Consider the following 25,052-nt stretch of genomic DNA (forward strand, 5'->3'; position numbering starts at 1 on the left):
TTCCGGTTTTGCATATTTATGGAAAGATGAAAGCCGGAATGCGGAAGCGGGCCCCGTGGGGCCCGCTTCGAGGTGGTCAGAAAGGCTGCGGGGGTGGTCAGTCCGCGTCGTCATCCTTGAAGGTGCGGTGCCCCGAGATCATCGTCGAGACCATGGATTGACGGCCCATGATGTCCTCTCGGATGGCGGCGTAGATGTGGATGATCATGAAGACCACGATGAACCACATGCCCAGGTGGTGCAGCGAATGCATCGTCTGGCTGTTGCCGAGCGCGTCATGCAGCCAGCCGAACAGGATGTCGGGCAGGCTGCCCTGCTGCGCGCCTTCGGCATAGAGCGACCAGCCGGTGACGATCATGAAGGTCATGCCGACCACCATGAACAGGAACATCGCGATTTGCGCCAGCGGGTTGTGACCGATGTAGACGCGCGGCACGCTTTCCAGGAAGCCGTACCACTTCAGCTCGTGCAGGACCTCGTGCCACCAGGACTTGCGCCAGAACGGCACGTAGAACAGCTGGCGGGCATGGTGGTTGCCGACGAAGCCCCAGTAGATGCGGCCCAGATAGCCGACGGTCAGAAGCTGGCCGGCGGCGAAATGGGTGAAGCGGATGTAGCCCATGACGAACTGGTGCGTGGCGTCGCTGATCTCCATCGTGGGCAGCGGCCGGGCGATGAACCAGCCCGAGACGCAAAGCACCACGATGGCGAGCGCATTCAGCCAGTGCCAGAGGCGCACGGGCCATTCGTAGACATAGACCGAGCGGCGCACGCCCCCGGACGAGGGGTGGCCTTGGAGGGTGGGACCGGACATGGCGCTACCCCCTGTCCGGTGCCGCGGTGGCGGGCATCTGTTTCATGGTCGCTTTCCTCCCTCAGCGGACCTTGACCTGGGTCAGTTCCTCGCCCTCGGGCGACATGACGTGGGTCGAGCAGGCCAGGCAGGGATCAAAGCTGTGCAGCGTGCGCAGCAGTTCCACCGGTTCCTCGGGGCGGGCCATGGGGGTGTTCAGCAGGCTGGCCTCGAAGGCGCCGATATTGCCCTGGCTGTCCCGCGGAGAGCCGTTCCAGGTGGTCGGCACGACGCATTGGTAGTTCTCGATCCGGCCGTCCTTGATCTTGATCCAGTGGCCGAGCGCGCCGCGCGGCGCTTCGGTCATGCCGACGCCCTTGGCCTCTTTCGGCCAGGTCGAGGGATCCCACTTGGCAATGTTGGCGGTGCTTTCGTCGCCGTTGCGGATGTTGTTGACCAGCTTGTCGAAGAAGTGCTTCTGCAGGCGGCCACAATATTCCGATTCCAGCGCCCGCGCCGCGGTGCGCCCCAGCGTCGAGAACAGCGCATCGAAGGGCAGGTTCATGTCCGTCAGCAGGCCGTCGACCTGGGACTTGATGTCCTCGTGACCCTTGGCATAGCCGATGATGTAGCGGGCCAGCGGGCCCACCTCCATCGCGTGGCCCTTCCAGCGGGGCGCCTTGATCCAGCTGTATTTCGCAGCCTCGTCAAGCTCTTCGATATTGGTGCGGGTGCCCTTGGCATTGGGGCCAAGTTCGTATTTCGGCTCGGTCTCGCCATCCCAGGGGTGCAGGCCCTTGCCGGCTTCGGCATAGGTGTACCACGAATGGTCGACGAATTCCTGGATCTGGTCGGGGTCGCGGTTGTCGACCTCGTGCACCGTCGAGAGGTCGCCGTTGATGATGGCGCCGCGCGGCAGGTGCAGCTGCTCGGGGCTGAAATCGTTGGGGTTCTCGGGGATGTCGCCATAGGCGAGGCAGGCCTGCGAGGCGAGGCCGCCGCCATAGAGCCACGCCTTGTAGAAGCCGCCGATCGCCTTGACGTCGGGCAGGTAGACGTTGCGGTTGAATTCCTGCGTCTTGTCGATGATCGACGACACCAGGTTCAGCCGTTCCATGTTGATCGCGCCGACGGCGCCGGTGGAATGGACGTTGATCGGGCAGGGCACGCCGCCCACCAGCCAGTTCGGGTGGGGGTTCTTGCCGCCGAAGATCGTGTGGATCTTCACGATCTCCTTCTGCAGGTCCAGGGCCTCCAGGTAGTGGGTGGTGGCCATCAGGTCGGCTTCGGGGGGCAGCAGGTAGGCGGGGTTGTCCCAGTAGCCGTTCTTGAACAGCCCCAGCTGACCGGATTCGACGAATTTCTTCAGCCGGTTCTGCACGTCGCGGAAATAGCCCGGAGACGACAGCGGGTGGTCGGGGCTGACGGTCTGCTGCAGTTCCGACGTGGCCTTGGGGTCCGCCTTCAGCGCGTTGATCGGGTTCACCCAGTCCAGCGCGTGCAGGTGGTAGAAGTGCACGATGTGGTCATGCATCTGCAGCGCCAGCTGCATCATGTTGCGGATCGAGTTGGCGTTGTCGGGAATGGTGATGCCAAGCGCATCCTCGACCGAACGCACCGAGGTCAGCGCATGGGTGCCGGTGCAGACGCCGCAGATCCGTTCGGTGAAGGCCCAGGCATCGCGCGGGTCGCGGCCCTTCAGGATCACCTCAAGCCCGCGCCACATGGTGCCGGTGGACACGGCGTTGCGGATCACGCCGTTCTCGTCGACGTTGACCTCGCAGCGCATGTGGCCTTCGATGCGGGTGACGGGATCGACGACGATGCGCTTGCCGGAATTGTCCAGGCTGAAGCCGTTGGGGGTTTGCACGACCATGGCTTATACCTCTTCCTTCGCGTGTTCCTTGGATTTCGACGACTGCACCTTGCGCTGTGCGGTCTTCAGGGCCGACACGGCCGCGTGCAGCGCGATGCCGCCGCCGACGACGCCCGCGGCGGTCAGGCCGATCTTGTCGGCATTGGCCTCGACGCCGAACTGGGTCAGGTCGGTGACGCGGTTGTAGAAGCTGCCCTGATCCCAGAAGCCGTCTTCCGAACAGCCGATGCAGCCGTGGCCGGACTGGATCGGGAAGGACGTGCCCTCGTTCCAGCGGATGGTCGAGCAGGCGTTGTAGGTCGTCGGGCCCTTGCAGCCCATCTTGTAGAGGCAATAGCCCTTGCGGGCGTTTTCATCGTCCCAGTGTTCGACGAACTGGCCGGCGTCGAAATGCGGGCGACGATAGCATTTGTCGTGGATGCGCTGGCCGTAGAACATCGCCGGGCGGCCCTGGCGGTCCAGTTCGGGCAGGCGGTCGAAGGTCAGCATGTAGGTGATCACGCCGGTCATCACCTCGGCGATGGGCGGGCAGCCCGGGACCTTGATGATCGGCTTGTCGGTGATGACCTTGTGCACGGGCGTGGCGCGGGTCGGGTTCGGCTTGGCGGCCTGGACGCAGCCGTAGCTGGCGCAGGCGCCCCAGCTGATGATCGCCTTGGCGCCTTCGGCGGCGCGGCGCAGCTGTTCGACGAAGGGCTTGCCGCCGATGATGCAGTACATGCCGTCTTCGTTCAGGGGCGGGTTGCCCTCGACCGCGAGGATGTAGTTGCCCTTGTACTTCTCGATCGTGTCTTCCAGCGCGGCTTCGGCCTGCTTGCCGGCCGCGGCCATCAGCGTGTCGTCGTAATCAAGGCTGATCATCGACAGCACGACATCCTTGGCCAGCGGGTGGGCCGAGCGGATGAACGATTCGGAACAGCAGGTGCATTCCAGCCCGTGCACCCAGATGACGGGCGTGCGGGGCTTGGTCTCCATCGCTTCGGCGATCTTCGGCACGAACGCCGGGCCAAGGCCCAGGGCCGCCGCCGTCAGAGAGCAGTATTTCATGAAGCTGCGCCGGGTGATCCCCTGGCGGCGCATCACATCGTAGAAGGTTTCGATCTGGCTCAAGGCTTGCTCCTCCTTTCCTTCCGGGGTGCATGCATTGGGCGCACCTGACCCGAGGTGTGCGTAATCTGCCGCGTATGCGCTGGTATGCGGAGGGGGAAACGGCGGGCCGGGCCCGTACCGTAAAGGTGACATATTTCCAGTGGGTTGGCGTGAATTTCAGGGGGTTTTCCGGGGCCGCTGCCGGAAGCGGTGATTGCGGCTGGAAGGCGCGCTGGTCAGCGGCTTTCCAGCCGTGCCAGCGCGACCAGCACCTGGCCCAGGGCCAGGCTGCCGTCATTGGCGGGTGTGCTGCGGTGAAACAGCACGGGCCGCCCGTCGAGGAAGCGCAGCGTCTCCTCCAGCAGGCGGGCGTTCTGGAAACAGCCCCCCGTCAGGGCGATGGCGCGGGCCTGTCCGCTGTCCACCAGCGCCCGTGCGCGGGCGGCGAAGGCCTGCGCCAGCCCGGCATGGAACCGCCCCGAGATCCGCGCCGCGGCGATGCCCCCGGCCATGTCCCGCTGCAGCGCCCGCAGCATCGGCCCGGGGTCGATGGCGGCATCGGGGCCGAAGGGATAGGGGGCCTCGGCGGGGCCTGCCACGCCCTCCAGCCGCATGGCGGCCTCGCCCTCGTGGCTTTGCCGCCCGGGGCTGAGGCCCAGGATCGCCGCCACCGCATCGAACAGCCGCCCGGCCGAGGACGACATCGGCGCATTCATCCCGGCGGCGGCGGCGCGGCGCAGCAGGGCGCGGGGGGCGTCGGGGAAAAGCCGGTCCGCCCAGTCCTCCAGCCCCGCCGCATCGAGGCGCATCAGCGCGTTGCGCCAGGGTTCCGCCTGCGCCGCATCGCCCCCGACCAGCGGTGCCGGCGCCAGATGGGCGATCCTGTCGCAGTGGTGGTAATCGCCCAGCAGCAGCTCTCCGCCCCAGACGGTGCCGTCGGGACCCAGCCCCAGCCCGTCCAGCACGATCCCCGCCACCGGGCCTGCATCCGCGGGCCAGAGGTTCTCTCCCAGGCAGGCGGCCAGGTGGGCATGGTGGTGCTGCACGCGGATGACCGGCAGGCCGAGGCTTTCGGCATGTTGCGTGGCGCGGAAGCCGGGGTGCAGGTCGCAGGCGACGGCCTCGGGGTGGTGATCGAACAGCGCGGCATAGTCGCGGTCAGCCTGCAGGAAGGCCTGCCATGTCAGCGCCTCGTCCAGCTCTCCCAGGTGGTGGCCCAGCAGCAGCTGGCCGTTCTTCGACAGGCAGATCGCCGATTTCATCTGGCCGCCATAGCCCGTCACCTGCCGGTCGGGCAGGCCCTCGGGCAGCGGCAGGGTGCCCGGCACGCGGCCCCGCGCGCGGCGCAGCACCATCGGGCCATGGGGGGTGATCCGCTCGACCGAATCGTCCAGACGCCGGGCGATCTGCCGGTCATGCATCAGGAAACCGTCGGCAAACCCGGCAAGATCCCGGCGGGCCTCTGCGTTGTCGATCACCTGCGGCGCCCCCGAGAGGTTGCCCGAGGTCATCACCAGAGGGCCGCCCACCACCTCCAGCAGCAGGTGGTGCAGCGGTGTGTAGGGCAGCATCCAGCCCAGCGTCGCCTGTCCGGGGGCCAGCGCCTCGGGCAGGGGGGCGGCCTTTGCCAGCAGCACGACGGGGGCGGCGGGATCCCGCAACAGCGCCAGTTCCTCCCCCGAGGGGTGGGCGTGGCGCAGCAGCACCTCCAGCGGCGCCATCAGGGCAAAGGGCTTGGCCGGGCGCCGCTTGCGGGCGCGCAGCTGCGCGATGGCTTCGGGGCTGGTGGCGTCGCAGGCCAGATGGAACCCGCCCAGTCCCTTGATTGCAAGGGTGCCACCGGCGCGCAGCAGGGCGGCGGCGGCCTCGATGGCGCCGCCGCCCTCCACTGGGTCCGGGGCCGCCCCTTCGAACCAGAGGCGGGGGCCGCAGAGCGGGCAGGCGATGGGCTGGGCGTGGAACCGGCGGTCACCGGGATCGGCATAGTCGGCGGCGCAATCCGGGCACAGGGCAAAGGCCGCCATGGTGGTGCGCCCGCGGTCATAGGGCAGGCCGGTGACGATGCTGAAGCGCGGCCCGCAATGGGTGCAGTTGGTAAAGGCATAGCCCGCCCGGCGGCCGGTCCCGTGCATTTCCTCCAGGCAGGCGGGGCAGGTGGCGGCATCGGGGGTGACGCGGGTCTCGGCGCCGGGGCCGCCGCTGGCGCGGATCTCGAAGGTTGGGGCCGTGACCTCTGCCGGGGTGCTCTCGATCCCGTCGATGCGCGCCAGCGGCGGCGCCTCGGCGCGAAGCGCGGCCTCGAACCCCGCCAGATCCGCCCCCGAAACCTCGATCAGCACGCCATGGGCGTCGTTCAGCACCCAGCCCGTCAGGCCAAGGCGCCGGGCCAGTTGCCACACGAAGGGACGGAACCCCACCCCCTGCACCTGTCCGCGCACGCGGATGCGACGGCCCGGCATCAGTGCACCGTGCAGGCCATGCAGGGATCGAAGCTGCGCACGATGTGCTGGACGGCGATGGGCGTGTCTTCGTCCCGGCCCACGGGCGCGCCGACCAGCGCGGCCTCGACCGGACCCGGGGTGCTGGCGGCGTCGCGGGGCGAGAAGTTCCACGTCGTCGGCGCCACGATCTGGTAGCGCGCGATGCGGCCGCCCTCGATCCGCAGCCAGTGGCCCAGCGTGCCGCGGGCGGCCTCGACCAGGCCCGCGCCGGTGCCCGCCTTCGGCAGCGGTGCCCCCTGCATGAAGCGCGCCGCCGGGTCGAGCGCCCGCGCCCAGTCTTCCAGCAGGATCTGCAGCCGGGCGATTTCCAGCAGGCGGCCGGTGATGCGGGCGCGCACGCTGCCCTCGGGGGCCAGCGCCAGCGCCAACGGATGGCCATCGACCACCTGCCGCGCCAGCGCGCCCACCTCGGCCGTGCGGCCCGCCAGCCGCGGTGCCTTGCACCAGGAATAGCCGGGATCGGCCATGTCCTCGTCGGGTTCGGTCACGCCGTCCTGTGGATGCGCGCTGCTACCCAGCATCCAGGCATGGGACAGGTCCTCGGAAATCTCGGCAGGCGCAAAGGCGGTGATCTGCCCGCCTTCCCAGACGCCGGCGCGGCCCGCGCGCCCCCCCGCCAGCGGATAGGCCCCCGAGGACATGTAGCGCCTGGGCCCGATGCCCATCCCCGCCAGCCCCAGATCGGCCGCGATCGCCCCGAACAGACCGGCATCGCCTGCCGCCCAGCCCTCAAGGGCGGCGATGTCGGGCAGGGCGGCGAAGGCTTCCAGCGGGGCGCCGAAAAGGCTGTCCTCCAGAAAGCGGCGGAAGCTGCGCAGGGTGGCGATGATGCGCACTCTTTCGCCCGCATCGGGGGCCTTGGTGACGCCGCCGGGCTGGATCGCCAGCGTATGGGGCCATTTGCCGCCCAGGATGCCCGCGATGTGCAGCAGCTGGGCGCGGGCCTCGGTGGCGCGGCGGGCCGCACTGCCCTGCATGGCGGTGAAACGCGCCTGCGCCTGCCCGTGCCAGCGCCGTCCGCCATAGCAGGGACGGGCGAAATCGGGCATGAAGAACAGGTGGAAATGGGTGATGTGGTCGGCCATGTTCTCGACCCCGTGAAGGATCGCGGCGGCCAGCGCACCCTGGGCGGGCATGGTGATGCCGCCCGCATCCGCCAGCGCCCAGGCCGCCGCCGTCGACTGGCTGACCGAGCAGATGCCGCAGATCCGGGGCGTCAGGGTCAGCGCGTCGCGGGGATCCTTGCCGGGCAGCATCATCTCGAAGCCGCGGAACAGGGGCGAGTTCACATGCGCCGCCGCCACCGCGCCATCGCGGATGTCGAGGCGGATTTCCAGATCGCCCTCGACCCGGTTGAAGGGGCCGACGATCAGCTTGCGGTCATTCACTTGCGCTTGCTTTCTCCGGGGGGGATCCTCAGCCGGTCGGAATGGGCGTTGACGTCGATCCGTTTCGGCGTCGCGGCCTTCGACAGCGATGCCAGCGCCATGAACCAGGCCTTGGGCATGTCCGAGGGCAGCCCCACCGGGATCCCGGCGATGGTGGGGGTCTCGGTGAAGGGATGGCGGGGTTCCTCGAATTCGGGGGCGGTGCAGTTGATGCAGGGGTAATTGCCCCGGGTGCAGGACCCGGTGCCGTTCCAGGGCCGGATGTTGCAATCGCCATGGGCCTGGGTGCCGACGCAGCCCAGATGCTCCATCATGCAGCCGATTTCCGACAGTTCGCGGGCGCTGGCCTTGTATTCGTAGTATTCGTTCTTCGGGCAGGCGTGGTGCACCAGATGGTCGGCGAAAAAGCGCGGCCGGCCCAGGGGATCCAGATCGGCCGGGCCCAGGCGGTCCTCGGCCAGCAGCAGCAGGGTCTGGGTGATCCAGTCGGGATGCGTGGGGCAGCCCGCGATGTTGATGACGGGCCGACCCGAGCGGGCGCGAAAGTCGGGCTCCAGCGCGCCGCCCTGCAGCTTGCCGTCATAGACCAGCCCGACGGCGCCCGCGGGGTTGCCGCCCGCCGAGGTGACACCGCCATAGGCCGCGCAGGTGCCCACCGCCAGCACGTCGCGCGCCAGCGGCGCCAGGCTTTGCACCCAGTCCAGCATCGCCCGCCCGGTGCCCGCCAGCATGTGATAGCGCCCGGTTCCCTTCGGCCCGGTGACGATCGAGCCCTCGATGCACAGCAGGTCCAGCGCGATTTCGCCTGCCTCGATGGCCGAGAGCATCCGGCGCACCTCGGCCCCCGTCGCCTGCGAGAACGACGGATGCCAGAGGGTGTCGATGCCCGCATCCTGCAGCAGGTCGAAGACATTCGGGGTTTCGGCGCACAGCAGCGACATGGTGCAGCCGCCGCAGCCTGCGGATTGCAGCCAGAGCAGGTTCATGGGGCCTCCGGGGCGGTGATCGGCAGGGTCAGGCGGAAATGGCCGCCGGGCCCGGGGCCAAGGGTCAGGCTGCCGCCGTGTTCCTCGGCGATCTTCAGGCTGATCGACAGGCCAAGGCCGGTGCCCTGGCCGACGGGCTTGGTGGTGAAGAACGGATCGAAGATCGCGGCGCCGATGTCGGGGGGGACGCCGGGGCCGCTGTCGCGCACCGACAGCACCGCCATGTCGCCTTCGCGGGTGATCTGCAGCGTCACGGCGGGGTCGGGGCTGTCCTGAGCGGCGTCCATGGCATTTTGCACCAGGTTCATCACGATCTGCTGCACATGCCCCGCAACGCCCGTCACCTGCAAGGCGGGCAGACCGGCAAAGGCGGGGCTGATCCCGGATTTCGAGCCCCTCTCGACCCAGTGGGCGGCGATATGTGCGGTTTCCACCAGATCGAAGGCGGCGCGGGTGCCGGTGCCGTCGGCCGAGAGGCGCCGCAGGTCGGCCACGATGTCGCGGACGCGCTCGGCGCCGTCGCGGGCGCCGTCGATGGCGGTGCGCAGGTTCTTCAGGCTGCGGTCCAGCTTCAGTTCCTGGCGCAGGGCGACCAGTTCGTCGCGGGTGGCGCCGGCCTCGACCTTCTCGAAATAGGTCTCGAACCGGTGGAGGTATTTTTCCAGCGCATGGGCATTGGCATAGACAAAGCTGATCGGGTTGTTGAGTTCATGCGCCACCCCCGCCAGCAGCCGCCCGAGCGAGGCGAGCTTTTCGTTGCGCACCAGCTGGGTCTGCGCGGCCTTGAGCTGGCTGTGGCTGCGTTCCAGTTCCGAATAGGCCTGGCGCAGTTCCCCCAGGGGGCGGCCGATCATCACCGCGCCGATCAGCCGGCCGCCCTGGTTCAGCCGGGCCGACAGCGCGATCTCGAAGGGCAGGGGGCCGTCGGGGGTGGTGAGGTCGGCCTCGAACTGGGCGGCGCCGCGCGACAGGCGCAGATCGCGCAGGGCGCGGTTCAGCTGATCGGCGGCGGGGGCGGTGAAAAGGGCGGGAAGGGCGGTGCCCTGCAGTGCCGCCGCGGGGCGGCGGGTAAGGCTGGCGAGCGAGGCCGAGACCTCTTCTATGGTGCCGTCGCGGGTGATGACGGCCATGATCTCGGTCACGGAGCCGAGGAGGGAGGCGACGAAGCGGCGCAGTTCCTGCAGTTCCTCGCCCTGGCGTTCCAGCTGTTCCTGGTGGGCGACCAGATCGGCATAGGTGCGGTCGACCGCCGAGAGCACGCTGGCCCAGGCGTCGTCGGTGAAATCGCCGGTGGCGGATCCGGTCGGCAGGTCGATGTCCATGGGCGTCTCCGGCGGGATGGGGCGGGCCCCCGGGGCAGTGTAGGGCGGGGCGCGGGGTTTGGAAACCGGGGGCGGGGGAAGAAGGGGGCGCTGCCCCCGTCCCCTTACGGGGACTCCCCCGGAGTATTTTGGGTCAGATGACAGGGAAGCCGGGTCCGGCAAGGGCGCCTTGGCTCTTGTGCAGGCGGGGCGGGCTGCGCAGGGATGGGGCACGCAGACAACGGATGAGAGCCATGAGCGCATGGGACAGGCTGGGCCGCGGCGGCATCGCGCGCGGGCTGAGGCAGATCGGGGCAGAGGGCGCCTTGCCGCTGCTGGTGGCGGGCACGCTGTTCATGCAGAACCTCGACGGGTCGGTGATCACGCCCGCGATCCCCGACATGGCGCGCGCCTTCGGGGTGCCGCCGGTGGATCTGAACATCGGCGTCAGCGCCTACATGCTGACGGTGGCGATCTTCATCCCGGCCTCGGGCTGGGCGGCGCAGCGGTGGGGGGCGCGGCGGATCTTCCTGCTGTCGATCCTGGTGTTCACCCTGGCCTCGGCGCTGTGCGGGCTGAGCCGGTCGCTGCCGGAATTCGTGGCGGCGCGGGTGCTGCAGGGCCTGGGCGGCGCGATGATGGTGCCGGTGGGACGGCTGGTGGTGCTGAAGCTGACGCCCAAGGAAAAGCTGATGGGGGTGATCGCGCTGCTGACCTGGCCGGGCTTGCTGGCGCCGGTGCTGGGGCCGCCGGTGGGCGGGCTGATCGTCGACAATGCCTCGTGGCGGTGGATCTTCTGGCTGAACCTGCCGCTGGGGGCCATTGCGCTGGCGGCCTCGGTGCGGTTGCTGCCGCGGCTGGAGCGGGAGCCGAAGCTGCCCTTTGACTGGGCGGGCTTCGGGCTGATCGCGCCAGGGCTGTTCTGCCTGCTGTTCGCGGCCGAGATGCTGGGGCGTGGCGGGGCTGGGGCCCTGGCGCTGGCGGCGCTGGTGCTGGCGGCGGTGGTGCTGCTGGGGCTGGGCTATCGCCATCTGCGGCGCGCGCGCCAGCCGATGCTGCGGTTCGATGCGCTGAAGTACCGGACCTTCCGGGTGTCGCTGCAGGGGGGGTCGCTGTTCCGGCTGGGCACCAATGCGACACCCTTCCTGCTGCCGCTGCTGTTCCAGGTGGGCTTTGGCTGGAGCGCCCTGACCGCCGGGCTGATGCTGACCGCGACCTTCGCGGGCAATATCGCGATGAAGCCCTTCACCTCGCCCTTGCTGCGCCGCTTCGGCTTTCGCACCGTGCTGGTGGTGAACGGGGTGCTGAATGCGGCGATGATCGCGGCGCTGGCCTTCCTGGGGCCCCAGACGCCCGTCGTACCGATCCTGGTGCTGCTGTTCCTGTCGGGGCTGGCGCGGTCGATGCAGTTCACCGCCCTCAATACCCTGGCCTTCGCGGATGTCCCGCAGGAGGAGATGGGGCCGGCCAACACGCTGTTTTCCACCGGGGTGCAGCTGGCGCGCGGCATGGGGGTGGCCCTGGGGGCGATCTGCTGGCGCCTGGGCGAGGTGATGTTCCACGGCAGCGCCCTTGCGGGCTTCCGCTTTGCCTTCGCGATGGTGGCGGCGATCTCGGTGCTGGCGCTGATCGACAACCTGAGCCTGCCGCGCGATGCGGGCGACGTGGTGGCCCGGCGCGTCAGGCCGCGAGCATCCTGAGGCCCTTGGTCACGTCGGTGCGCACCGCAAGGCGCAGGCCGGGTTCATCCCCGGCCTTCAGCGCCGCGATGATCAGCAGGTGATTCTTCGGCGGCTCGTTGCGGCGCATCCGGGTGTAGAGCTTGCGCATGGTGGGCCCCAGCTGCAGCCAGACGGTTTCGGCCATGGCCAGCATCGCGGGGGCCTGGGCGCGCAGGTAGAGGGTGCGGTGGAATTCCAGGTTGGTGCGGATGTAGCCCGCCGAATCGTTCTGGGCGACGCGCTCGGCCACGGCGGCGTTGATCGTCTCCAGCCGGTCGATCAGCGCCATGTGGGCCCTGGGCAGCGCCCGCGAGGCCAGCTCGACCTCGATCAGCGAGCGCAGCGAGGCCAGTTCCTCGATCCGTTCGTTCGACAGGTCCGGCGTCGACACCCGCCCCGAGGACGACAGCTGCAGCGCGCCCTCGGCCACCAGGCGGCGTATGGCCTCGCGCGCGGGGGTCATCGAGACGCCGTATTCGGCGCCGATGCCGCGCAGGGTCAGCGCCTGCCCGGGCTCGATCTCTCCGTGCATGATGCGCGAGCGCAGGCCGCGGTAGACGCGGTCATGGGCGGATGGGGACGGGTCGGGGCGCGGCTGGATAAGCATGGATCAGATGTGATCACAAATCCGTCCGGGGTCAAGCATCGAAGCGGTAACGATGCAGATCGGCGCCGTGGCGTTTCAGCCAGAGGCGGGGGGGCGCATAGGGGCCGTGGATGCGCGTGACCTCGTCCCAGAAGGCCTGGGAATGGTTCATCTGGGCCAGGTGGGCGACCTCGTGCGCGGCCACGTAAGAGAGCACATCTGGGGGTGCAAGGATCAGCCGCCACGAGAAGTTGAGCGACCCTTCCGCCGTGCAGGACCCCCAGCGGGACCGGGTGTCGCGCAGGGTGATGTGCCGGTAGGGGCGGCCAAGACGCGCCGAATACAGGTCGCAGGCGCCGTGCAGGCGGTCGCGGGCCAGTTCCTTCAGCCAGGCGGCCAGGCGCGGGCCCATGCGGTCCTGGGGCAGTTCGATCCGGTCGTCCAGCAGGCGGATGCGGCGGCCGGGCGCGGCGGTCAGCAGGCGCGGCGTGCCCTCGACCGGGATCTGTGCGCCGGGGGCTGCCGTCACCTCGTCCGAGCGGCGCGAGAGATGGCCGCGCAGCCAGTCCTCCTTTTCGGCGGCAAAGGCCAGGGCCTCGCGTTCGGGCACGCCGCGGGGCAGGGTCAGCGTCACCCGCCCGTCCAGCGCCGACACCCGCAACGAGATCCGCCGCGCCCGCGCCGAGCGCCGCAGGAGAAGGGGAACCGGGGGATTGCCCGGAAGGACATGATTGCCCATATAGCGTCCTCAGTACCGTGCCGGACCCCTCCGTGACTGCGGGGTGCCGCCTATTTCAAAAGGTTTTGACACCCTGTGGCCGTTATGGCAGGTGGCGCGGATTGTGGACAAGAGATGTCAGCCAGGAAGGGACCTGAAATGCCCAAGGAAGAATGGGGCACGAAGCGCGTTTGCCCGACGACCGGCAAGCGGTTCTACGATCTGAACCAGACCCCGATCATCAGCCCCTACACCGGCGAAGTGGTCGAAGTGGAAGTCGGCCGCAGCCGCATGATCGCCGCCGACGCCGAGGATGCCGCCAGCAAGAAAGCCGCCAAGCGCGAGGTCGATACCGAGGATGATGATATCCTCGATGACGACGACGTTGATGTCGATCTGGGCGATGACGTCCTGGATGATGACGATGATGACGAGAACGTCTCGCTCGACGACCTGGCAGACATGCCCGGCGACGACGACGACAACTGATCGTCAGGGGTGACGGCGGGTCACCTCAAAAAAATGCCCAGGGCGCGATTTTTTCGCTTGATCCCGCCCCGGGCATCCCATAGATACCCGCTCACCGGAGGCAAACAAGCCTTAAGGTACGGGGCCTTAGCTCAGCTGGGAGAGCGCTTGCATGGCATGCAAGAGGTCAGGGGTTCGATCCCCCTAGGCTCCACCAAACTTCCCTTGAAAGTTTTGGATGGTTACCCCCTCGGGGCCGCGAAAGCGGTTCTTCCCGTTCCGGGATAGCCATGCGCCGCACGGTCTTCGCCCCCGGGCGGCCCTTTGCGCAAGGAATGGCGGCGGGACATATATCCTCGCTCTGCCGTTGCGCAGCCGTTACCCCCGATGTCGCCAGGGACAGTCGCGGGGGATGCATGTCGAATATCGGGTGGCATGAGGCCCGGGCCAAATGGGGGCCCGACATCGACCTGGCGCTGAAGGTCGGCGCCGTGATCTGGCTGGCGCTGAGCCTGCTGTCCTCCTTCGTGCTCAATCACTACCTGAGTCTCATCGGTCAGACCGGCCTGCCGCTGGATTTTTCCGGGAGCTGGGCAATCTTTTTCATATTCGGCGGTGTCCTGGCCCTTTCCCTGGCCGTGATCACGCTTCCGGTGGCCTTTGCGCGCGGCCTGTTTCACGGGAACGCCCCAGAGGACGGCAAGGCAGTCCGCGCCGATGTGGCACGTCTGACGGTCGGGATGACGGTGGCGCTTGCCGTTGGCGTTCATTGGGAATTTCAGGCCCTGCACTGGTGGCTGGCTGCGCTGGCCGTGCTGCTGCTGAGCCAGGCCCCGGCGATGCTTCGCCTTTGGCGGCAGTGGTCCACGCGCTTTTTCCTGAGCTGGTGCGGTCTTGCCGGGCTCACCGCTGTCATGTTCTTCGACCTTCTGTATTTCGTCGATCTGATGCTGTGGTTGTGGCATCCCGGGGGCTGGAACGTCTTCGTGGCCGACGGTGCCGCCTGTCTGGCGATCCTCGTCTGTCTGTACGCCCCGCTGGCCGGTGCCGTGCCCGTCATCCTGATCGTGGCGGCCAGCTTTGTCGTGTTCGTGTCGCCGGGGCCGATGGGGCTGATGCAGCTGGCGCTTTACAACAGCAACCTTGGCGGCGGGATTCCGGCGCAGGGCGTCACCTCGGCGACCACGGCGCGGATCTGCAACCTGGGCACGGCGACGCGGCCGGTGCTGTATGTCGCCGAGAGGACCTGTTCCAAGGGGGCGGCCCTGAAACACCTGCGGACCCTGAGCCGCGAAACGGACCTGATCCGGCGCGCCGAGATCCTTGGCTGGTGGCAGGTCGAGGCCAAAGTTGCCTCATGGGGCAGATGACAGGGTGAAGTGACGCACAGCGCCGCTATATTCTCGGCTCAGGCAGCGGCAGAGCGGCGGGCGGGCATATGAAACTGATACTTGTCCTGGGCGATCAGCTGACGCCCGCGCTGTCGGCGCTGCGGGCGGGTGATCCCGCGCGCGACCGCGTCGTCATGGCCGAGGTCGCATCGGAAACCGGTTACGTGCCGCATCACCCGAAGAAGATCGCGCTGGTGCTTGCGGCGATGCGCAAGTTCGCGGATCGGCTGCGGGCGGCGGGCTGGACGGTCGATTACACCCGGCTTGACGATCCCGACAACGCCGGCAGCATCCCGGCCGAACTGCTGCGCCGCGCCACGGCCACCGGCGCGACCCAGGTCCTGGCCACCCGTCCCGGCGAATGGCGCCTGATCGGGGCGCTGCAGGACACGCCGCTGCATGTCCACCTGCTGGAGGACGACCGCTTCATCGCCTCGCATGCCGATTTCGACGCCTGGGCCGAGGGGCGCAAGCAATTGCGGATGGAGTATTTCTATCGCGAGATGCGCCGCCGCACCGGCCTTTTGATGGAGGGCGACAGGCCCGCGGGCGGCCAGTGGAACTATGACGCGCAGAACCGCAAGCCCGCGCGCGATGACCTGTTCGCGCCGCGGCCGCTGTGGTTCGAACCCGATCCGACCGTGGCCCAGGTGCTGGATCTGGTCGAGGCGCGCTTTGGCGACAATTTCGGCCGGCTGCGCCCCTTCGGCTATCCGACCGACCCGCAGCAGGCCGAACAGGTGCTGGCGCATTTCATCGCCCATGCCCTGCCGTCCTTCGGCGACTACCAGGATGCGATGCTGTCGGGGAACCGGTTCCTGTATCATGCGCTGATCTCGGGGGCGCTGAACCTTGGCCTGCTGGATCCGCTGCAGGTCTGCCGCCGGGCCGAGGCCGCCTGGATCGCCGGCCACGCGCCCCTGAACGCGGTCGAAGGCTTCATCCGGCAGATCCTGGGCTGGCGGGAATACGTGCGCGGCCTCTATTTCCGCGAGGGGCCGGATTACGCGGGCCGCAACGGGCTGGGCCATGACCGGGCGCTGCCGCCGCTCTACTGGGGCGCGCCCACGCGGATGAACTGCCTGTCGCATGTCGTGGCCCAGACCCGGGACGAGGGCTATGCCCACCACATCCAGCGCCTGATGGTCACCGGCAATTTCGCCCTGCTGGCGGGGATCGACCCGGGGCAGGTGCATGAATGGTACCTGTCGGTCTATGTCGATGCCTTCGAATGGGTCGAGGCCCCGAATACCGTCGGCATGAGCCAGTTTGCCGATGGCGGCCTCATCGCGTCGAAACCCTATGTGTCCTCGGGGGCCTATATCGACCGGATGTCGGATTACTGCGGCGGCTGCGGCTATGACGTGAAGGCGCGGACGGGGGCGGGGGCCTGTCCGTTCAACCTGCTCTACTGGGCCTTCCTGGATCGTCACCGCGACCGCTTCCACGCCAATCCCCGGATGGCGCAGATGTACCGCAGCTGGGACCGGATGGAGGCGCCGCACCGCGCCGCGGTCCTGTCGGGGGCCCATGCCTTCCTGCAGGCGCTGGAGCGCGGCGATCCGGTCTGAGGCGCCGCTTTCTTTGGCAGGGCAGGGGCTTGGGGCGGGTTGCCGGGGGGCTTGCCCTTGCGGCCACCGGGGCGGGCGCGGATAGCGGGGGCTCAAGTTCCCGTGACGGAGGCCCCGATGATCGCCCAAGCCCTGACCCTGCCGCGCCGAGGGGGCCGCCCGTGACGCCGCGCCTGGTCCTGACGATCCTGTTCATGATGGTCTGCGGCATCTCTGCCCCGGGAGAGCTGTACCTGACCCTGCCGCTGGGACCCGAGCTGCAGGCGCGCTTCGGCATTGCCGCGGCTGCCGCACCGCTGGCGGGCAGCGCCTTCGGGCTGGCCTATGCGGTCAGCTTTCTGGGGGTGGGCGGCCTGACCGACCGCCTGGGGGCGGCGACGATGCAGTTCTGGGGGCTGGTGGCGGCGGCGCTGGCGACGCTGCTGGCGGCGCTGCTGCCGGGCTACGGCGCCTTCCTGGTGGTGCGGGCCCTGCAGGGGATGGCGGCCTCGGCCATGGCGATCGGCACGCTGGCGCTGATCCCGGCGCGCTTTCCGCCCAATGCCCGGCCGCTGGCGGTGGCGGCCATGGGGCTGTCGTTCCTGATCTCGGCGCCGGTGGCGCAGATCGCGGTCACGCTGACGGCAGAGGCGGGGCTGACCCGGCTGATGCTGGGCATCGCGGCGCTTTATGCGGTGCTGGCGGTGGTCTTCCTGCTGCTGGGCCTGTCGCCGCGCCCGCAGCGCCGCGTGGCCATGGGGCCATCGGGGCAGGAGGGGCGGCCGCCGCATCGCGATCCGGCGGTGCTGACGGCCTGGGGCTGCTCGATCGTGGTGCTGTTTTCCTACGTGGCCTTCCAGGCGGGGCTGGTCGATCTGCAGGCGCATCTGCCGGTGACGCTGGAGACGTTGCACCTGGTCATCCTGCCGCCGCTGCTGCTGGCGCTGGCCACCGCGCCGCTGGCGATCCGCTTTGGCGCCGGGCGCGTCGCCCATGCCGGGCTGGCGCTGATTGCGCTTGGCGCGGCCATCGCCGCCAGCTGGACCGGCCCCGGCCTGATCGCCGGCACCCTGGTGCTGAGCGCGGGCACCGCGCTGACGGTGCCGGGCCTCATTGCCTTCATCTCGGGGCAGGCGGCGCCGCGCTACCGGGGGCTGGCCCTGGCGATCTACAGCTTCATCATGTTCCTCGGCGCCAGCCTGGCGCCGCCCGCGGCCTCGGTCATGGCGGGGCGGTCGCCGCTGCTGCTGTGCCTGGTGCTGGCCGGGCTGACGGCGGTGGCCTCGGTCGCGATCCGCATGGGGTCACGCCCCCGCTTCGTGCCCTGACCCGGCCCGGCGGGGATATATCCCCGTGATTTCAGGGGCCTCTCTGGTTGTATGTGATGAAATATTGTGCATCCGCACTTTTTATTCATTGCTATGCACCCAGAGCAAGGCGGGTCTGACGGGGTGTCTGTTGCCCGAAGCGGCCAGACATGAGACAACCTCAGTACAGGCGCTAACACAGCACCTGATGAGTTTCCTGGATCTCCTCCTCCTCCCTGAGATCCGGAAATTGGCGGCAGTCCCTCCTCCTCCTCCCTGGGACTGCCGCCCCCTCTCATCCCCTCCTGAAGACGCAGCGGCCAAGGGCCGCTTTTTTCTTGTCTTGTCCGTGGCTTCAGGGCTGGGCGGGTTGGCGGCGCCAGGCCTCGGGGGTGGTGCCGTGGCGGTCGCGGAAGACGCGCACGAAATGCGACAGGTCGCAGAACCCGGTGGCCAGCGCGATCTCGGTCACCGAACGTTCCGAGCGTTGCAGCAGGAACGAGGCCTGCGCCAGCCGCACCCGCAGAAAGGCATCCCCCGGTGCCAGGCCCAGGGCCTCGCGGAAGTGGCGTTCCAGCTTGCGGCGGCTGACGCCGAGATGGCTTGCGACCTCGGTCACGCGGGGCGGGGTTTCCAGGTTCTGCTGCACCAGCGCCAGCGCGCGGCGCACCAGCGGATCGCGGGTCTTCAGTTCCAGCGGGACGCCGGGCTGGGGATCGTCGGCGGCCAGGACCTCGTCGATGATCATGATGTTCAGGCTTTTGCGGGCGGCGGCGCGGCCGATGTGGCGATCAACCAGCCAGGCCGCCAGATGCGCGGAACTGGCCCCCCCCGAACAGGTCAGCCGTTCCCGGTCGACCACGAAGATGCGGTCCGACACCGGCGTGAGGCCGTCGAACTGGTCCAGGAAATCGTCGTGGTGAAACCAGCTGACGCAGCACTGGTAGCCCTGCATCAGCCCGGCGCGGTGCAGGATGAAGGCGCCGGTGCAGACCCCCACCAGCGGGATGCCCGCCCGCGCGGCGGTGCGCAGGAAATCGGTATAGGCGGGGGCGAGGCGCTCGATCTCGTCGATCAGGCCGCCGACCACCACGATGTAATCGAACCGCGAGGGGTTCCCCAGCTTCTCGTCCGGGCTGACCGCGATGCCGCAGCTGGAGCGCACCGGCTGCAGGTCCGCCGACAGCACCGTCCAGCTGCAGTGGATCGGCCGCGAACGGTCGCCCTCGTCCGCGGCCAGCCGCAAAACGTCCACGAAATTGGCAAATGCCGACAGTGTGAAGCGCCGCGCCAGCACGAAACCGATGCGCAGACGGGGCTGAGAGGGGGGGATCACGCTCATGGCGCAAAGATAATGCCAACCTGACGCAAATATCCAGTCCGCGGCGCCGCGTTTCTGCATAACTGTCGCGAACCCTCACGACTCTCCCAGCAGGATGGCGCCATGACCAAGTTCTCTGCCCTGTCGCTCGTCAAGAACGCCCTTACCGGCCACAAGGGCTGGACCGAGCAATGGCCCGAGTGCCAGCCCAAGAAGGAATACGATGTCGTCATCGTCGGCGCCGGTGGCCATGGCCTGGGCTGCGCCTATTACCTGGCCAAGGAACACGGCATCACCAATATCGCCGTGATCGACAAGGGCTGGCTGGGCGGCGGCAACACCGGGCGCAACACCACCATCATCCGCTCGAACTACCTGTATGACGAAAGCGCGCGGCTGTTCGATCACTCGGTCGACCTGTGGCAGAACCTCAGCCAGGAACTGAACTACAACGTCATGTATTCGAACCGGGGCTGCCTGATGCTGGCCCACAACGTCCATGACATCCAGAGCTTCCAGCGCCATATCCATGCCAACCGTCTGAACGGCATCGACAACCGCTGGCTGACCCGCGAAGAGGTCAAGGAATACTGCCCCGCGGTGAACACCTCGGAAAACGCGCGCTACCCGGTGCTGGGCGGCGCGCTGCAGGAACGCGCGGGCACGGCGCGCCATGATGCGGTGGCCTGGGGCTATGCCCGTGGTGCCACGGCGCGCGGCGTCGACATCATCCAGAACTGCGCCGTGCAGGCGATCCGCCGCGGCCCCGACGGGGCGGTGATCGGCGTCGATACCGACAAGGGCTTTATCGGCGCGAAGAAAATCGCCGTTTCGGCCTCGGGGCACAATTCGATGGTGATGGCGACCGCGGGCGTCCGGCTGCCGCTGGAATCCATGCCGCTGCAGGCGCTGGTGTCGGAACCGGTGAAGCCCTGCTTCCCCTGCGTGGTCATGTCGAACGCCGTGCACGCCTATTGCAGCCAGTCCGACAAGGGCGAGCTGGTGATCGGCGCGGGCACGGATGCCTATGTCTCCTATTCGCAGCGCGGCGGCCTGCCGCTGATCGAACACACCATCGCCGCCATTTCCGAGGTCTTCCCGATCTTCAACCGGATGCGGATGCTGCGCAAATGGGGCGGGATCACCGACAACACCCCCGACCGTTCGCCCATCGTCGGCAAGACGCCGGTCAAGAACCTGTATGTGAACTGCGGCTGGGGGACGGGCGGCTTCAAGGCGACGCCGGGCTCGGCGCATCTGCTGGCCTATACCGTCGCCAAGGACGAGCCGCACCCGATCAACGCGCCCTTCTCGCTGGAGCGCTTCACCACCGGGCGGCTGATCGACGAAGCCGCCGCCGCCGCCGTCGCCCACTGAAAGAGGTCCGTCATGCTGCTGATCCATTGCCCCTATTGCGACGAGACCCTGCCCGAACCCGAGTTCGCCTATGCCGGCGAGGCGCATATCGCCCGCCCCGAGCTGCCCTCGGAAAAGACCGATGCCGAATGGGCGGAATTCCTGTTCATGCGCTCGAACGTCAAGGGCGTCCACTTTGAACGCTGGCGCCACATCCACGGCTGCGGGCGCTTCTTCAATGCCGCGCGCCATACCGTGACCGACAAGTTCCTGACGACCTACAAGGCGGGCCAGCCGCGCCCCGAGATTGCCGCCCTGACCGGCGCGAAGGAAGGTGAGAAATGAGCCGTTATCGCATCCAGGGCCGCGGCCGGGTCGATCACTCGGAGCAGGTCTATTTCACCTTCGACGGCAAGACCTACACCGGGCTGCGCGGCGACACCGTGGCATCGGCGCTGCTGGCGAATGGCGTGCACCTGATGGGGCGCTCGTTCAAGTATCACCGTCCGCGCGGTGCCGTGTCTGCCGGCTCGGACGAGCCGAACGCCCTGCTGGGCACCCGCCGCGGTGCCGGCCGGTTCGAACCCAACACCCGCGCCACCCTGCAAGAGATCCGCGGCGAGTTGGAAACGACCTCGCAGAACAAGCTGCCCAGCCTCAAGTTCGACATCGGCGCGATCAATGATGCCGGGTACATGATGTTCTCGGCCGGGTTCTACTACAAGACCTTCATGTGGCCCAAGTCCTTCTGGGACAAGGTGTACGAGCCCTTCATCCGGGCCGCCGCCGGTCTTGGCGTGGCGCCGAACGAAGAGGACCCGGACCACTACGCCTCGCGGTTCCTGCATTGCGACCTGCTGGTCGTGGGCGGCGGCGCGGCGGGCATCATGGCGGCGCTGACCGGTGCGCGCGCCGGGGCCAAGGTGGTGCTGGTCGATGAAACCGCCGAGATCGGCGGCGCGCTGCTGTCGGAACCCGATGTCGTCATCGGCGGCGCCCCCGCCTGGGACTGGCTGAAGGCCCAGCTGGACGAGCTGGAAAGCCTGGGCGCCAGGGTGATGACCCGCACCACCGCCATCGGCTATTATCACCAGAACCTGGTGGGCCTGGCGCAGCGCGTCACCGATCACCTGGACCACCTGCCCGAAGGTGCGCCGCGCGAACGGCTGTGGCGGGTGCGGGCGAAACAGGTGGTGCTGGCGCAGGGCGCGCTGGAACGGCCGCTGGTCTTCGACGGCAACGACCGTCCTGGCGTCATGCTGGCCAGCGCCGCGCAGACCTACCTGAACCGCTACGGCGTCAAGGTCGGCAACACCGCCGTCATCATCACCTGCCACGACAGCGCCTGGTACGCGGCCTTCGACCTGGCGCTGGCCGGTGTGCGCATCGCCGCCATCGCCGACACCCGCGCCCATCCCGATGCCGCCCTGATCAGCCGCGCCCGGGCCCTGGGGATCGAGGTCCTGCCCGCGCATACCGTCACCACCACCCGGGGCCGGCTGCGGATCAAGTCGGTCTCGGTCGCGCCCGTCACCGCCTCTGGCGTCGGCCCCTCGCGGATCATCCCCTGCGATGCGCTGCTGATGTCGGGCGGCTGGACGCCCTCGCTGCATCTCTTCTCGCATACCCAGGGCAAGCTGAAATGGGACCCGGAGGCGCAGGTCTACCTGCCCGACGTCAAGACCGAAGAGGTCGAGATCGCAGGCGCGGGCCGGGGCCTGTGGGGCTATGCCGCCGCGCTTGAGGATGGCGTGGTGGCGGGCCGTGCCGCCGCCAAGGCCCTGGGCCTGCGCGCCACCGCCCGTGCGCCGGGCGTCTCTGTCGACCGTATCGGCACCGGCGAGCCGGTCCGCGATCTGCCCACCAACGGCGATCCGGGCAAGGCGCGCGCCTTCGTCGACTACCAGAACGATGTCACCGCCAAGGACATCCGCCTGGCCGTGCGCGAGGGCATGAAATCCATCGAGCACGTCAAGCGCTATACCACCAACGGCATGGCGACCGACCAGGGCAAGATGTCGAACATGAACGGGCTGATGATCGCCTCGGACGCGCTTGGCAAGGCGCCGCCGCAGGTCGGCCTGACCACCTTCCGCCCGCCCTACACGCCCACCACCTTCGGCACCTTCGCCAACTACATCCGCGGCGAGACCTTCGAGGTGACGCGCAAGACCACGATCGACGGCTGGGCCGCCGAACAGGGCGCCGTCTTCGAACCGGTCAGCCAGTGGCGCCGGGCCTGGTACTTCCCCAAGGCGGGCGAGGACATGCACGCGGCCGTGGCCCGCGAATGTGCCGCCACCCGCAAGTCGGTCGGCATCTTCGACGCCTCGACCCTGGGCAAGATCGAGGTCGTCGGCCCCGATGCGGTCGAATTCATGAACCGCGCCTATACCAACCCCTGGACCAAGCTGGCGCCGGGCCGGACCCGCTATGGCCTGCTGCTGGGCGAGGACGGTTTCATCCGCGACGACGGCGTGATCGGGCGGCTGTCGCAGGACCGCTTCCATGTCACCACCACCACCGGTGGCGCGGCGCGGGTGCTGAACATGATGGAAGACTACCTGCAGACCGAATGGCCGGATCTGAAGGTCTGGCTGACCTCGACGACCGAGCAATGGGCGACCATCGCCCTCAACGGCCCCAATGCCCGCAAGGTGCTGGAACCGCTGGTCGAGGGGCTCGACATCTCGAACGAGGCCTTCCCGCACATGTCGGTTGCGGATTGCACCGTCGCGGGCCTGCCCGCGCGCCTGTTCCGCCTGTCCTTCACCGGCGAGCTGGGCTTTGAGATCAACGTGCCCGCCTCGAAGGGGCGCGTCCTGTGGGAGGCGCTGATGAAGTCGGGCGCCGAATATGACATCTGCCCCTATGGCACCGAGACGATGCACGTCCTGCGCGCCGAGAAGGGCTATATCATCGTCGGCCAGGACACCGATGGCACGGTCACGCCCGGGGATGCGGGGCTGGACTGGGCGCTTGGCAAGAAAAAGCCCGATTTCATCGGTATGCGGTCCCTGTCGCGGCCCGACATGGTGGTGCCGAACCGGCGCCAGCTGGTCGGCCTGCTGACCGATGACCCGCAGGTCAGGCTGGAAGAGGGCGCCCAGATCGTGCTGGACCCGAACCAGCCCAAGCCGATGAAGATGGTCGGCTGGGTCACGTCGTCCTACTACAGCGCCACGCTGGGCCGGACCATCGCCATGGCCCTGATCGAGGGCGGCTTCGGCAAGATGGGCGATACCGTCTACCTGCCGATGATCGACAAGACCCACAGCGCCAAGATCACCGGCACCGTCTTCTACGACCCCGAGGGCGAGAAGGTGAAACTCTGAGAGGATGCGGCAGATGACGTTCGAAAAGAAGACCGCCGGTGGCGTCACCATCGAGGAACTGCCCGCCGAGGCACGTTTTTCCCTGCGCGTCCGAGAGGGGGAACGCGCAGCCCTGGCCGCGGCCCTGGGGCTGGAGCTGACCGCGAAGGTCGGCACCCAGACCAGCGGTTCGGGCCGCAAGGCGCTGTGCCTGGGCCCCGATGAATGGGTCCTGAGCGGCGCGCCCTCGGATGCGGGGGCGATCACCGCCGCCGCCGCCGCGGTCTATGACACCGCCCCCCATTCGCTGGTCGAGATCAGCGAGCGCGAGCAGTTCATCCGCGTCTCGGGGCCCGCGGTCGAGGACATCCTGGCCACCGGCATCGCCCGCGACCTGTCGCGGATGGCGCCGGGGCAGGGCGCGCGCACCGTCTTCGAGGGCACGCCCGTGGTGCTGGTGCGCGAAAGCGCCGACAGCTTCCGGCTGAACATCTGGCGCAGCTTCGCGGGCCATGTGGTGGGGCACCTCTACCACGCCCAGAAGGAATTCGCCTCGGGGCTGTAAGGCCCCTCCGGTCCTGACAGTCCGGTGACCTTGCTTCCGGGGCGGCGGAAACCGCTGGCCCGGACCCGGCGCGCCTGCTTCACTGCCGGTGAAGGAGCGCGCCCATGACCCCCGATCATTTCCTGATGGCCCTCGACATCTTCTCGACCGTGGTGTTCGCCACGACCGGGGCGCTGGTGGCGTCGCGCAAGCAGATGGATGTCTTCGGCTTCCTGTGGCTGGCCTGCGTGACCGGCATCGGTGGCGGCACCCTGCGCGACCTGCTGCTGGGGGTGCCGGTGTTCTGGGTCCAGCATCCCTGGCCGCTGATGCTGTGTGTCGCGGTGGCCGTGGTGCTGCATTTCACCGCCTTCCTGATGAACAGCCGGATCCACTGGATCGTCTGGTGCGATGCCTTCGGCATGGCCTTCGCCGCCACCGCCGGCACGCTGAAGGCGCTGGATCTGGGGGTGTCGGGGACGGTCGCGGTGGTGATGGGGCTGTTCTCGGCCACGGTGGGGGGCATCGTGCGCGACCTTCTGGGGGGCGAGCCCAGCATCATCATGCGCCGCGAGATCTACATGACCTGCGCCACCCTGGGCGGGCTGACGGTGGTGGTCTGCGAAGCACTGCAGGCGCCCGCGACGCTGGCGGCGGTGGCGGGCTTTGTCACCGCGCTCAGCCTGCGGATCGCGGCGATCATGCGCAACCTGACGCTGCCGGCCTTCCGGCCCCGCAAGGGACGTGCCTATCCCGACAGCTTCGCCCCGCCCGAAGATCCCCATGCCTCCTGACCAAAGCAGGGGGTGTTGCGTGCAGGTGTTGCGTCAGGGTTAACTTTC

Annotated in this window: 20 protein-coding genes and 1 tRNA gene; 11 read left to right on the top strand and 10 right to left on the bottom strand. The window is 68.4% G+C overall.

Features of this window, described 5'->3' with window-relative positions; genetic code table 11:
* Positions 1-97 precede the first annotated feature (97 nt).
* From cybH to AC2ITM_RS02650, 7 genes are all read right to left on the bottom strand, one after another.
* Complete coding sequence (cybH, locus tag AC2ITM_RS02620) at positions 98-814, bottom strand: Ni/Fe-hydrogenase, b-type cytochrome subunit (RefSeq protein ID WP_486468287.1); 717 nt, start codon at positions 812-814, stop codon at positions 98-100.
* 61 nt (positions 815-875) lie between these two features.
* Complete coding sequence (locus tag AC2ITM_RS02625; RefSeq protein WP_486468288.1) at positions 876-2,669, bottom strand: nickel-dependent hydrogenase large subunit; 1,794 nt, start codon at positions 2,667-2,669, stop codon at positions 876-878.
* A gap of 3 nt (positions 2,670-2,672) precedes the next feature.
* Complete coding sequence (locus AC2ITM_RS02630; protein ID WP_486468289.1) at positions 2,673-3,779, bottom strand: hydrogenase small subunit; 1,107 nt, start codon at positions 3,777-3,779, stop codon at positions 2,673-2,675.
* Positions 3,780-3,994: 215 nt separating this feature from the next.
* Positions 3,995-6,217 (bottom strand): carbamoyltransferase HypF, encoded by a 2,223-nt coding sequence (gene hypF / locus AC2ITM_RS02635; RefSeq protein ID WP_486468290.1) that lies wholly within the window; start codon positions 6,215-6,217, stop codon positions 3,995-3,997.
* Positions 6,217-7,647, bottom strand: coding sequence for a nickel-dependent hydrogenase large subunit (locus tag AC2ITM_RS02640; RefSeq protein ID WP_486468291.1), 1,431 nt, complete (start codon positions 7,645-7,647; stop codon positions 6,217-6,219). The genes hypF and AC2ITM_RS02640 overlap by 1 nt, the downstream gene beginning before the upstream one ends.
* Positions 7,644-8,633, bottom strand: coding sequence for an NADH-quinone oxidoreductase subunit B family protein (locus tag AC2ITM_RS02645; protein WP_486468292.1), 990 nt, complete (start codon positions 8,631-8,633; stop codon positions 7,644-7,646). Before AC2ITM_RS02645 ends, AC2ITM_RS02640 begins: the two co-directional genes overlap by 4 nt.
* Positions 8,630-9,955, bottom strand: a complete 1,326-nt coding sequence (locus AC2ITM_RS02650; protein ID WP_486468293.1) for a sensor histidine kinase — start codon at positions 9,953-9,955, stop codon at positions 8,630-8,632. Before AC2ITM_RS02650 ends, AC2ITM_RS02645 begins: the two co-directional genes overlap by 4 nt.
* 233 nt (positions 9,956-10,188) lie before the next feature.
* Here AC2ITM_RS02650 and AC2ITM_RS02655 point away from each other — a divergent pair, with 233 nt between their 5' ends.
* Entirely contained in the window at positions 10,189-11,634 is a 1,446-nt protein-coding gene (locus AC2ITM_RS02655) for an MFS transporter (RefSeq protein WP_486468294.1), read from the top strand.
* On the opposite strand, the gene AC2ITM_RS02660 is transcribed toward AC2ITM_RS02655, so the two are convergent.
* Both AC2ITM_RS02660 and AC2ITM_RS02665 read right to left on the bottom strand, forming a co-directional pair.
* The gene (locus AC2ITM_RS02660) at positions 11,615-12,262 is read right to left on the bottom strand and encodes a GntR family transcriptional regulator (RefSeq protein ID WP_486468295.1); all 648 of its coding nucleotides are present in this window, start codon (positions 12,260-12,262) and stop codon (positions 11,615-11,617) included. The genes AC2ITM_RS02655 and AC2ITM_RS02660 overlap by 20 nt on opposite strands.
* A gap of 31 nt (positions 12,263-12,293) precedes the next feature.
* On the bottom strand, positions 12,294-12,980 hold the full coding sequence (locus AC2ITM_RS02665; protein ID WP_486468296.1) for a M48 family metallopeptidase: 687 nt from the start codon (positions 12,978-12,980) through the stop codon (positions 12,294-12,296).
* Between the two features lie 138 nt (positions 12,981-13,118).
* On the opposite strand from AC2ITM_RS02665, the gene AC2ITM_RS02670 reads away from it, so the two are divergent.
* The 5 genes from AC2ITM_RS02670 (at position 13,119) to AC2ITM_RS02690 (ending at position 17,696) form a co-directional block, all read left to right on the top strand.
* Positions 13,119-13,448 carry a TIGR02300 family protein gene (locus AC2ITM_RS02670; RefSeq protein ID WP_486468297.1) on the top strand — a complete coding sequence of 110 codons (330 nt, stop codon included), beginning with the start codon at positions 13,119-13,121 and terminating at the stop codon, positions 13,446-13,448.
* A gap of 120 nt (positions 13,449-13,568) precedes the next feature.
* Positions 13,569-13,644, top strand: a tRNA-Ala gene (locus AC2ITM_RS02675).
* A gap of 274 nt (positions 13,645-13,918) precedes the next feature.
* Entirely contained in the window at positions 13,919-14,797 is an 879-nt protein-coding gene (locus AC2ITM_RS02680) for a hypothetical protein (protein ID WP_486468298.1), read from the top strand.
* Between the two features lie 68 nt (positions 14,798-14,865).
* On the top strand, positions 14,866-16,389 hold the full coding sequence (locus AC2ITM_RS02685; RefSeq protein WP_486468299.1) for a cryptochrome/photolyase family protein: 1,524 nt from the start codon (positions 14,866-14,868) through the stop codon (positions 16,387-16,389).
* Between the two features lie 161 nt (positions 16,390-16,550).
* Entirely contained in the window at positions 16,551-17,696 is a 1,146-nt protein-coding gene (locus AC2ITM_RS02690; protein ID WP_486468300.1) for an MFS transporter, read from the top strand.
* A gap of 334 nt (positions 17,697-18,030) precedes the next feature.
* On the opposite strand, the gene AC2ITM_RS02695 is transcribed toward AC2ITM_RS02690, so the two are convergent.
* The gene (locus AC2ITM_RS02695; protein ID WP_486468301.1) at positions 18,031-19,017 is read right to left on the bottom strand and encodes a GlxA family transcriptional regulator; all 987 of its coding nucleotides are present in this window, start codon (positions 19,015-19,017) and stop codon (positions 18,031-18,033) included.
* A gap of 102 nt (positions 19,018-19,119) precedes the next feature.
* Between AC2ITM_RS02695 and AC2ITM_RS02700 the strand changes: the two genes are divergently transcribed.
* The 5 genes from AC2ITM_RS02700 to AC2ITM_RS02720 all read left to right on the top strand — a co-directional run bounded on the left by AC2ITM_RS02700 (position 19,120) and on the right by AC2ITM_RS02720 (position 25,004).
* Positions 19,120-20,373, top strand: a complete 1,254-nt coding sequence (locus AC2ITM_RS02700; protein WP_486468302.1) for a sarcosine oxidase subunit beta family protein — start codon at positions 19,120-19,122, stop codon at positions 20,371-20,373.
* A gap of 12 nt (positions 20,374-20,385) precedes the next feature.
* Positions 20,386-20,697: a sarcosine oxidase subunit delta gene (locus AC2ITM_RS02705; protein WP_486468303.1), complete on the top strand. Its 312-nt coding sequence runs from the start codon at positions 20,386-20,388 to the stop codon at positions 20,695-20,697.
* Positions 20,694-23,687, top strand: coding sequence for a sarcosine oxidase subunit alpha (locus tag AC2ITM_RS02710; protein ID WP_486468304.1), 2,994 nt, complete (start codon positions 20,694-20,696; stop codon positions 23,685-23,687). The genes AC2ITM_RS02705 and AC2ITM_RS02710 overlap by 4 nt, the downstream gene beginning before the upstream one ends.
* 13 nt (positions 23,688-23,700) lie before the next feature.
* Positions 23,701-24,231 carry a sarcosine oxidase subunit gamma gene (locus tag AC2ITM_RS02715; protein ID WP_486468305.1) on the top strand — a complete coding sequence of 177 codons (531 nt, stop codon included), beginning with the start codon at positions 23,701-23,703 and terminating at the stop codon, positions 24,229-24,231.
* A 104-nt stretch (positions 24,232-24,335) separates the two neighbouring features.
* Entirely contained in the window at positions 24,336-25,004 is a 669-nt protein-coding gene (locus AC2ITM_RS02720) for a trimeric intracellular cation channel family protein (RefSeq protein ID WP_486468306.1), read from the top strand.
* Positions 25,005-25,052: the final 48 nt, after the last annotated feature.

Source organism: Pseudooceanicola sp. NS-SX9, assembly GCF_057380705.1.